This is a genomic window from uncultured Dysosmobacter sp. (genome assembly GCF_947631635.1).
Lineage (GTDB): Bacteria > Bacillota > Clostridia > Oscillospirales > Oscillospiraceae > Oscillibacter.
In genome coordinates this window covers 1-10499 of record NZ_CANRMB010000032.1, presented here as the reverse complement: position 1 = coordinate 10499, position 10499 = coordinate 1, and the positions used below count along the sequence as shown (strand labels likewise).

8 protein-coding genes are annotated in these 10499 nt (G+C 53.4%); 3 read left to right on the top strand and 5 right to left on the bottom strand.

What is annotated here, in order from left to right; genetic code table 11:
• Nucleotides 1-9 precede the first annotated feature (9 nt).
• Genes Q0Z71_RS14040 through Q0Z71_RS14030 form a run of 3 tightly spaced genes read left to right on the top strand, consistent with a single transcriptional unit; the run spans nucleotide 10 to nucleotide 3220 of the window.
• Nucleotides 10-1068 (top strand): histidinol-phosphate transaminase, encoded by a 1059-nt coding sequence (locus tag Q0Z71_RS14040; RefSeq protein ID WP_363316730.1) that lies wholly within the window; start codon nucleotides 10-12, stop codon nucleotides 1066-1068.
• Nucleotides 1065-2555, top strand: coding sequence for a cobyric acid synthase (locus Q0Z71_RS14035; protein ID WP_298024085.1), 1491 nt, complete (start codon nucleotides 1065-1067; stop codon nucleotides 2553-2555). The genes Q0Z71_RS14040 and Q0Z71_RS14035 overlap by 4 nt, the downstream gene beginning before the upstream one ends.
• A complete protein-coding gene (locus Q0Z71_RS14030) occupies nucleotides 2552-3220 on the top strand; it encodes a precorrin-8X methylmutase (protein WP_298024082.1) in 669 nt (222 codons plus the stop codon). Before Q0Z71_RS14035 ends, Q0Z71_RS14030 begins: the two co-directional genes overlap by 4 nt.
• Before the next feature lie 226 nt (nucleotides 3221-3446).
• Here the strand turns inward: Q0Z71_RS14030 and Q0Z71_RS14025 are convergent, their stop codons facing one another.
• From Q0Z71_RS14025 to Q0Z71_RS14005, 5 genes are all read right to left on the bottom strand, one after another.
• Nucleotides 3447-5132 (bottom strand): recombinase family protein, encoded by a 1686-nt coding sequence (locus tag Q0Z71_RS14025; RefSeq protein ID WP_298024079.1) that lies wholly within the window; start codon nucleotides 5130-5132, stop codon nucleotides 3447-3449.
• A gap of 127 nt (nucleotides 5133-5259) precedes the next feature.
• Nucleotides 5260-5442 (bottom strand): hypothetical protein, encoded by a 183-nt coding sequence (locus Q0Z71_RS14020; protein WP_298024076.1) that lies wholly within the window; start codon nucleotides 5440-5442, stop codon nucleotides 5260-5262.
• Between the two features lie 641 nt (nucleotides 5443-6083).
• Nucleotides 6084-6581, bottom strand: coding sequence for an RNA polymerase sigma factor (locus Q0Z71_RS14015; RefSeq protein WP_298024071.1), 498 nt, complete (start codon nucleotides 6579-6581; stop codon nucleotides 6084-6086).
• A 598-nt stretch (nucleotides 6582-7179) separates the two neighbouring features.
• Nucleotides 7180-9813, bottom strand: coding sequence for an ABC transporter permease (locus Q0Z71_RS14010; protein WP_298024068.1), 2634 nt, complete (start codon nucleotides 9811-9813; stop codon nucleotides 7180-7182).
• A gap of 13 nt (nucleotides 9814-9826) precedes the next feature.
• Nucleotides 9827-10492 carry an ABC transporter ATP-binding protein gene (locus Q0Z71_RS14005; RefSeq protein ID WP_298024187.1) on the bottom strand — a complete coding sequence of 222 codons (666 nt, stop codon included), beginning with the start codon at nucleotides 10490-10492 and terminating at the stop codon, nucleotides 9827-9829.
• Nucleotides 10493-10499 lie beyond the last annotated feature (7 nt).

Sequence of the window (10499 nt, the reverse complement as noted above, 5' to 3'; positions counted from 1 at the left end):
GAAACAGTCATGATGCATGAATTGGTACATGGCGGCGACTGGGCCGGCTTTGCGGCGGACCAGGGATACCTGCCGCTGGATTTTTCGGCGAATATCAGCCCGCTGGGAGTCCCCCAGGGGGTACAGCGGGCGCTGCGGGAGGCGGCTGCCCAGGCGGACCGCTATCCGGACCCCCTGTGCCGGGCGCTGCGGCGGGCGATCTCAGAGCGGGAGAGCGTCCCGGCGGCGCACATCCTCTGCGGGAACGGTGCGGCGGACCTGATCTTTCGGGCGGTGCTGGCGCTGCGGCCGAAGCGGGCGCTGGTTACGGCGCCTGCCTTCGCGGAATATGCGGCGGCGCTGGAGCGGGCCGGATGCGCTGTGACACACCATCCCCTGCGGGCGGAGGACGGCTTCCATTTGCGGGAGGATTTTTTGGAGGCCGTCACACCGGAGACGGATCTGGTATTTTTGTGCGAGCCCAACAACCCCACCGGGGTGACGACAGACCGGCCGCTGCTGCTGCGGATTCTGGAGCGCTGCCGGGAGACCGGTGCGCGCGTGGTGGTGGACGAGTGCTTTAACGATTTTCTGGACGATCCGGCGGCCCACACCCTGAAAGGTGTTTTGGATTGCTTTCCCGGCATGCTGCTCCTAAAGGCGTTCACCAAGCTGTACGGCATGGCGGGCGTACGGCTGGGGTATGCGCTCTGCGCCGACACGGCGTTTCTGGAACAGATGCGCCTGGCCGGACAGACCTGGGAGGTCTCCTCCCTGGCACAGGCGGCGGGCCTGGCGGCACTGGAGGAGACAGAGTATGTGCGGACGGTCCGGGCGCTGATCGCGGAGGAGCGGCCATGGTTTGCGGAGCAGCTGGGGAAATTGGGCCTGCGGGTGATTCCCGGCGAGGCCAATTATCTGCTGTTTCAAAGCGAAACACCGCTGTGTGAGCCGCTGCGGCAGCGGGGCATCCTGCTGCGGAGCTGCGGAAACTATGTGGGACTGGACGACACCTGGTACCGCACAGCGGTGCGGACCCGGGAGGAAAACCAACGTCTTGCGGCGGCGCTGAAGGAGGTGCTGGGATGAAAAAAGCGGCATGCATCATGGTCCAGGGGACCATGTCCGGCGCGGGCAAAAGCCTGCTTTGCGCGGGCCTGTGCCGGCTCTTCCGGCAGGAGGGGCTGCGGGTCGCGCCCTTTAAAAGCCAGAATATGGCCCTGAACAGCTACGTGACCCGGCAGGGCCTGGAGATGGGCCGGGCGCAGGTGATGCAGGCGGAGGCAGCCGGGATCGCACCGGATGTGCGGATGAACCCGGTCCTGCTCAAACCGTCCAGCGACACGGGAAGCCAGGTCATCGTCAACGGCGAGGTCCGGGGGCAGATGTCGGCGGCGGAGTATTTCCGCTATAAAAGGAAGCTGGTCCCGGAGATCATGGAGGCATATGAGAGCCTTGCGGCGGAGAACGACGTCATCGTTATCGAGGGCGCCGGGAGCCCTGCGGAGATCAACCTGCGGGCCCACGACATCGTGAATATGGGTCTTGCGGAGCTGGTGGACGCGCCGGTGCTCCTGGCCGGAGATATCGACCGGGGCGGCGTGTTCGCGCAGCTGTATGGAACGGTGGCCCTTCTGGAGCCGGAGGAGCGGGCGCGCATCAAGGGCCTGATCATCAACAAATTCCGGGGAGACCTGGAGATCCTGCGGCCGGGCCTCAAACAGCTGGAGGAACGGACCGGAGTCCCGGTGCTGGGCACTGTGCCGTATCTCCATGTGGATGTGGATGACGAGGACTCTCTTGCACCCCGGCTGGACCAGGACAAGGCCCGGAAAGCGGTAGATATCGCGGTGGTCCGGCTGCCCCGCATCTCGAATTTTACGGACTTTTCTCCGTTGGAGAGCCATCCAGCGCTGGGAGTGCGGTATGTGGACCGTCCCGGCGGGCTGGGCCTGCCGGATCTGGTCGTTCTGCCCGGCACCAAAAGCACCATGTCGGACCTGCTCTGGATGCGGGAGAGCGGTTTGGAGGCAGCTGTTTTGAAGCTGGCTGGCCGTGGAACGCCGGTCCTGGGCGTCTGCGGCGGATACCAGATGCTGGGCGAGGTGATCGAGGACCCGGACGGCGTGGAATGCGGAATGCCGGTCCTGCGGGGGATGGGGCTGCTGCCCTGCAAGACCCTGTTCGCCCCGGCGAAGGTCCGTACCCGGGTGGAGGCTGAGGTCACCGGCGGCCCCTTTGCCGGGGCGAAGCTGGACGGCTATGAGATCCACATGGGTACCACGGAGGTCCGGGGAGAGGCCTTCTGCCGTTTGGAGGACGGACGGCTGGACGGCTGTCAGCGGGACGGGGTGTTCGGCACTTATCTCCACGGCCTGTTCGACAGCGGGGAGCTGGTGCAGAAGCTGGCGGACTGGCTGTGCGTCCGGAAGGGCTTGACGGTGGAGACCGCCGTACAGGAGCCTCGCGCATTATATAAGGAGCGGCAGTATGATATCCTGGCGGCAGGCCTGCGGGATTCTCTGGACATGGACCTGCTGCACCGGATTTTGGAAAGAGAGGATATGGGCACATGAGCGGAGAACACACACGGCCTGCGGATATTGAGCGGACCAGTATGGCGATCATCAGCCAGGAGCTGGAGGCCCGGGGCATTGTACTGCCCCGGGAGACAGCGGCGGTGGTGAAGCGGGTGATCCACACCACGGCGGATTTTGAATATGTGGAGACCCTGCGCTTCACGCCGGACGCGGTGGCGCTGGGCGTGCAAGCCGTGCAGGGAGGCGTCATCGTGACGGACACCAACATGGCCTATGCCGGCATCAGCAAGCCCACGCTGGCGCGCCTGCGCGGCGAGGCCCACTGCTTTATGGCGGAGCCGTTTATCGCGGAGGCCGCGCAGAAGCGGGGAAGCACCCGCGCGGCGGCGGCCATGGAGTGGGCTTTGGAGAAATACCCCAACGCGGTCCTGGCAGTCGGCAACGCCCCGACGGCGCTGCTCCGGATCACGGAGCTGCTGGAGGAGGGGAAGCGCCCGGCGCTGGTGATCGGCGTGCCGGTGGGCTTTGTCAATGTGGTGGAGAGCAAGGAGCGGCTGCTGGAGGCCTGCCGGCGGCATCATGTCCCGGCCATCGTAGCCATGGGGCGCAAGGGCGGCAGCAATGTGGCGGCCGCGATCTGCAACGCGCTGCTGTATACGGCGGCGGACCAGCTGGACCCCAAAGACCGGGGCTGGCAGTGAGACGCATTTTATTTGGGGAATATCCGGCCAGAAGAGCAGAGGCTCGCCTGCCTGAGAGACGCTGCGTGAGAAACAAAAAAGACGGCTTGAAACAGAAGTTTCAAGCCGTCTTTTCAATTGGTGGAGATAAGCGGGATCGAACCGCTGACCTCTTGACTGCCAGTCAAGCGCTCTCCCGGACAGCGCACTTGCGTACCTCTCCGTGACATTTCACTCGAAATAGAAGTTATGCAGAAATGTCAAGGCCCAAAATAAACTGCTCGACACTGATAGAAAACTTGACTTTTAGTTCATATCCTCTGAACACGTCCACCCTTTCTATCAGTTGGCATACGATCATTTTCTTTGTCTGGATGTTGGCCGTATCATAGATATTCGACCAACTGATAAATTGGTTATATGTAGTGCGTAGCTCATCCATGAGCATATCGTTCTTGTCCGCCTCTGCCTGGGCCGTTTGATAGGTTTCCTGGAGTTGGACACATTTCTGCTCCATCTCCTTGACGAGACTGCTCAACAAGTCCAAAGGGAACGCGCTTTCTCCATTGACAGCCTTTACAACTTCATTCCTGAGACCTTTTAAGTCATTCTCGGCCTTCTGATACTCACGCTGGGCCTTTCGGATAATCGCTTTCTGCTCACTCATTTTAGCGGCATAACTGGCCCCTAAAACCTCTGACTTGGATAGACACCTTACACGGCGGAATATCTCATGGACAATATCCTCTATCATGCTGTCTAGGATGTGGAGGGTATAGCCGGTCTGTCCGCCGCAGGGCTCATGTTTCCGTGTCTTGGTCTGGCAGACATAGCGCACACGCACGGCGTCCATTCCGTCGCTGCGGGGCCGCCCTTTCCCATTCGTCGTAAGGGACAGCCGGGCCCCGCAATGCCCACAAAACACATTCCCGGCCAAAAGTGATTGGCCCTTGATGTTCATGGGCACATGGCGGGTGTCCTCGTGTTTTTTGCTACGCTGTTTTGTGATTTCCTGGGCCGCCCCAAACGTCTGTTCATCAATGATCCGCAGATGCGGGAGCACCTGGGAACGGCTTTCACCGCTCCGCAAAATGCCGATATAGGTGATGTTCTTAATCATGCCGCGAATACTGGAAGGGTGCCAGTTGTGGCCGGAACGGTTTTTTATATTCCGGCTGTTCAACAGGTTAGCGATACTCTGCGCCCCGCGCCCTTCCGCTACATACAATTCAAAAATCATGCGGACAACAGGGGCCTCGTCCTCGTCGATGACCAGATCATATAACTCATGGCCGCGCTTATTCACACGGCCCTGACGGACCAGTTTGTACCCATAAGGGCAACTACCGCCAGTGTAAAAACCATCCTCTACGATTTGTCCCATCCTGGTAGATGTACGGATAGAAGTCTTTTCGCTCTCTCCGTCTGCCTGCCAAAATCGGATATAGTTGGTGAGTTTGTCGGTGTGGCTGTCAAAACGCTGTTCCCCCTCTTTGGTGCTCCATACACGGATTCCGTTTTTTACAAACCACTCCACCACAAAAGGGGTCTCGTCCGCAATACGGCCAATGCGGTCAAACATGAATACAAGGAGAATATCAAATTTCTTTTGCTTGGCGGCCTCCTTGATAATCTGGAGTTTATCACGGTTTTCCGCTCTCACCTTATGCCCGGAGACGCCTTCCTCCTGTTCCTCATGGAGGATCGCCCAGCCCATCTTTTCCGCAAAGCGGTGGCAGGCTTTCCTCTGCATAGGAATATCGGCCTCATTCTTTTCATCGTGGTCTACCTGCTGATTGGTCGAAACACGATATAGGCACCAAACCCGTTTTCCTACCAACAGGCTGTCAACTCCATAATCCGGGGTAATGTCACTGATACTGTCAGGTAACTTACTCAGTACGCTGTACGGGATCACACTCGTTTTATTCATATCAATCTGTCCTCCCAGGAAAAATTGTGCGGTATGAGATGGCAGATTGATATATCCGCTATGAAATTTTCAAGGTACACAGCAAGTTTCCTTGTTGTATATATTATCTCATAAACCGCAAAAAGTGTCAAAAAATGTGCGTTTCAGCATGGTTTTTGTCCATATAGGTGTTGACTAAAATCCGCTTGAGGTGTTGGTAAATATCGGAGTTATCCCCGGTTGGGAATATGCCGACTACCTTGCGGCCCTGGACCGTAAACTCCACTTCCGTTTCTTCCTTGTCGCACCGGGTAATATAATTCATCACCATACTTGAGCCTCCCCATAATATGACAAAAACCGCTCCCTCATGCAGGCGCGGTTCTTGGTATCGTGATAGTGATGTGGACGGATTTCAGGAACACACTGGGCGGCGCTGGCGCGCCTTACACGGGAATTTCACCCCCTGCGGGTCTCGCAGGTTGCCCTCTTTGCCTGCGACGGCTCACGGCCCCTTTAGACCGCTTCAACGCTCGGACTGAGACTGGACAATCGTATCTCCCCGATATGCGGATCATCGCCTCCAAGCCAGCCACGGCCTGTTTGTGCGCGGACGGCTGCTCTCCCTATACCTCCCTTCTTAAAGTGGGGTCATGGCCTGCTCATTCCCGCACGGCTTTCCTCTCGGACGCATATCGGACGTACCCAGTGGACCTATTCAATTACCGGACTGTCGCCAGCCCGCACAGGCCCGCCGGAAGGGCGGCGGGCTTGTGCCGATTGGCGTCGGTGTCGAAAGTCCCCTCATTTTGAGGGGACTTTTAGGAGCGGCCCGCTGGAAGGGCGGGCGCGTCTGTGCCGGTTGCGGCTGGTGTCGAAACTTCCCTCATTTTGAGGGAAGTTTTTAGGGCGGCCCGGCTGGACAAGCCAGCCGGGCCAGGCCCTTAAAAGTCCTCTCACCTATCGCCGTTTTTAAGAGGGTTTCGCAGGGTGTTTTTCAAAAAATTTTTTAATTTTTTCTTTTGCTGTCTGTAAACACTCAGAGATGCTTTGATGGCGCTTTTGCTCCATTCCTGCAATCTCCTTAACCGTCATTCCCTCCACGCAGTACATCCACAGTCTGCGGCGCTGGGCGGGTGTCAGGCGGGTCTCCAGACCGGTCTCCAGACGGCGGTACAATTCCTCCTGCTCCTGCCTACTGAATACCTCCATCAATTCATCCTCCGGGGAAATCACGGTGATAGAGACCTCCACTAGCTTGTCCGATGAAACGGTATGGTTGGAATACACATGATCCGCCTTCTCCGTATTGTGGTAGTCCTCGTCGGACCAATGCTTCCATTTTTCAAATTCCTCCGGGCTGGAAAAGTCCAGCCGGGTCAGGCGGATATGTACGCCGGTGCTGCTCTTGCAGACAATGGAATCCGGGTCCTGCTTGTTGAGCACATAGTCGCTCCTGCGGTCAAACATAATCGGCTCCTCCTTTGATTTTCGTTGTTGCGTGGGGAAACAACGAAAATCGGGAGGACCCCGGCAGGAATTTCTTTTCCCGCCAAAATATAAAAATTTCTCTAATTTTTCAGCCGAACTCCCCAGTCTGGGCTTCGGAGCCGAACATACGCTGTGATCTCTCGACGGTATTTCCAAATATTCCCTAAAATTTGGTAGGGAATACTTGGAGATGCTGTCGAGGAAAAAAAGAGCCGCAAACAGGCTAGAGCCCGTTTGCGGTATAAAAGAATTGTGATGTTCTAATATGGAGCGTGGTCGGTTCGGCGGCGGGTCAAAAGGGACAAAAATACAAACTTATTCCCCATTTCTTTTCTTTCGTCGCGGTTGGTCGATGGTTTCTCTCCAACCTGTTTATTTGACAAATTTCGCAAACAAAGGGAGGGTGGAACGGTTTTTCCGTCCCGCCCTCCCTTTGCTTACTGCTATCTTAGATTACAATTCTCACATAATCCTCACAGCACAGCAGTGTTTCGACACTATAACAAGCTGAAATCTCACAAATCTGTGACAATTAGAAAAGCCGAGGGGAAAATTCCCCTCGGCTCTGTCTAATTATTTACTCCGAAGTCCTCAGCCGTTCCACCACAGTTCCCTTGTTAAAGAAGTGGAGAACGATCAGCGGAATAACCGCAGCCAGCAGCAGATAAAGTACACCGATGACCAGAACCGGAATCAATGTGATATTCATAGTGAAGAACCACATAGATGGCGAGTTCAATACATTTTTCAGCACCGTCACAGCAAGCAGCAACGCAACCACTCCACCAATGATGTCTGCACCAGCGGCATAATAAACGCCTTCATAAACCATCAGCCTTTGAAGCTGGCGATTTGTCATACCGATACTCTGCATAGTCGCAAACTCATGGCGGCGGGTGATAATATTGGTGATAATCATATTTGTAAAGTTAATCAGTCCTGCTAAAGCCATGATACAGCCAATCAGACTGCCTACAACCAGAACCATACTTGCAACAGAATTTAATTGTTCTTTCAGTAATTTTGTTGAGGTATAGGTAACAGAGGGGTTCTTTTCAACATAACTGCTCAAAAATTCCTCCATTTGCGGCTGTAAGGAATCATCCATATTAAATCCATAACTCAGCAGAGTTGGAGTCGTGTAAATCTGTTTGAACAGAGTGTCCGGCAAATACACAAAGGGCGCATCGCCACCAATATTCCCCATAGCCGTAGTTGTTGACGGCGTTTCGTCCTCAGTTCCAACGGTACAGGCTTTTGCAAGAATTGTGCAGGTTTTGACTAACTCGCCATCCCTGTAAAAAGAAATACTGTCGCCAATCTGTAACTGTTCTGTCAGGGGCGTACTTTTCGGACCACCACTCAGTCGGTCTAACCGTTCTCCAATAATGACATATTCCCCGGTTGCCATTTTTTGTGTCAGTACATCAGGATCTGTTTCGCCATCATAAATCATCATATCCGCCCAAAAATGTTCGGAAGCGCCAAAAATATTTCCAAAGAAAAGATTTTCTACATCCGGGGCAGTCTTCATATTATATTTTCCAAAGACCTTACGGAAACTACCGTCCTGATCTTCATAGGTTGAGGTACACTCCAGTCCCTCAAAACCATAATCAACCAGCACGTTACCGTCATCTGCGGTATTGCGATAAAGATACCGTTCTTCTTCCAGACCGTCCTGCTCACGGATTATATCTACCACTTGCTGTGGAAGTGCATCTTCGTGATGTCTAAAGCCTTCCAAAACATTGACTGCAATCGAATTGTAGACGGTAAAATCTGTTTTCGTTGTGCGGGTAATCCACTTTTCTTCATCCATGCTCTGTGTCACAATAATCATAGAGTTGAACAGAACGATACACAAAAGCATAGAAACAACGATGAATACACAGCGGCGTCTATTGCGGCCCAAGTTGGAAAATGCCATATGGGAGAGTTTTGCACCTCTGGTTCGTGTAACGGTTTTCTTTTTATAATCATCCTGCTCTGTATAGCGGATCGCCTCCATGGGAGATACTTTTGCGGCCTTTTTGGCTGGTTTGCGGGTACTGATAAATACCGTCAGAATCGTAAACAAGGCAGCTATAATAAATAACACGGGGGAGGTCGATGTCTGCAAGCTTGCCGTAGAAGACTCATAGCTGAAAATTTCCATTACTACCGGAAGCAACGCCCGGCCTGCAAAGAACCCGGCAATTAAACCAATAGGCAGCCCAATCAGGGTCAGCCATACCGCCTGCCGATTGACGATGCTTTTAATTTGCCGCGTAGAAGCACCAATCATCCGCAGTAAGCCATATTGCCGAACATCCTGCATAACGGAAATATCAAAAATATTATAAATCAGCAAATAGCCGCACAATACAAACATCAGCACAAATACTACGGCAAATAAGATGGACTCCGGAGAAATCATGGCTTTTCCCATCTGGTTTTCAACAGAGAGGATAAAGTTATCAGCAGACATATCCTCTGGATTGCCGCCGATAGAGTAGACAAAGTTATCCATCTGTTCCTGAATGTTCGTCTTGTCTTTCAGGACAACTTCAGAAAAAGTAACCCCTGAGATTTCTCCATCCACTGCGTGGGTATTTTTCACTACATCCGGATTATCTTTTACAAACTGCTCTGAAAGAACGGCCACACTGATCATATCGTTGCTTGCTTCCCACCAACCGGAAAGCACCATATCATAATGATAAGTTTTTCCACGCAGTTCAAATTCCAGAGGAACTTCTGCTCCAATCTCCGGTTCCACACCAAGAGCTTTCAAAGCCAGTTCGGTAGTAGCAATTTCATTCGCTTTTTCCGGCGCTGAACCATGCGTTGGCACACAGAATGTAAGTTCCTGCTGTATGCTGTCAGCATAGTTCAATTCAACAGAATGACCCACGGCGTTGCTTGCATAGCCAATCGTCCGCCGATGACCTGCCTGCTCTACAAAATCACTATTTTTCAGTTGCTCAAATTGCTCCTCTGTCATATATCCAAAGGTTCCATCTCCCTTGCTGCCTTTCTGCATCTGCATGGAGAGCTGCATGGAGGATACCATGTTAAATGCCAGTGAAGTGATGGATGTAAACAAAAATGCTGTCAGAACGATCGCAAGAATCGCCGCCAGATTACGAACCTTATTCTTCTTGAAATATTGTTTAGACAGGTGCTTGATGGTTTTGGTATTATTGTTGCCAAATAGAATATCGCTCATGTCATCCCCCCCTTTACTGCATAATTCTGCCATCCTCAATCCGAATGATACGGTCGGCAAGCTGGGCAATCTCACTGTTATGGGTAATCATTACAAGTGTCTGGTGGAACTTCTGGCTGGTTACTTTCAGAAGCCCCAGCACATCACTGCTAGTCTTGCTGTCCAGATTGCCGGTCGGTTCGTCGGCCAAGACGATAGCGGGCTTCGATACCAGAGCGCGGGCGATGGCTACACGCTGCTGCTGGCCGCCGGAGAGATTGCTGGGCATATTGTTCAGTTTATCCTCCAGCCCCAGCATCCGCACCACTTCTTTCATAAACTTCTTGTCCACCTTGTTTCCATCCAGCTCCACAGGCAGCACAATGTTTTCAAAGACATTCAGCACCGGCACCAGATTGTAGTTCTGGAAGATGAAGCCGATCTTTCGTCTGCGGAAGATAGTATTGGTCATAACCAGATTGATGAAGTTGATCAGGCCCACCAAAGCAAATACAGCACCTATCATTCCGCCAACCAGCAGGACAACATTTTTCATGCCTAAAACATCAGCTTTCAGTGTTGAAATAGAGTTATAGGAAACATCGGTGTCCCGCATCAGATAGTTCTCCATAGTTGTCTTTTTCCGCTTTATGGAAACCGTATTCTGTTCTACATAGCGGATAGCCTCGATAGGTGACACACGGGAG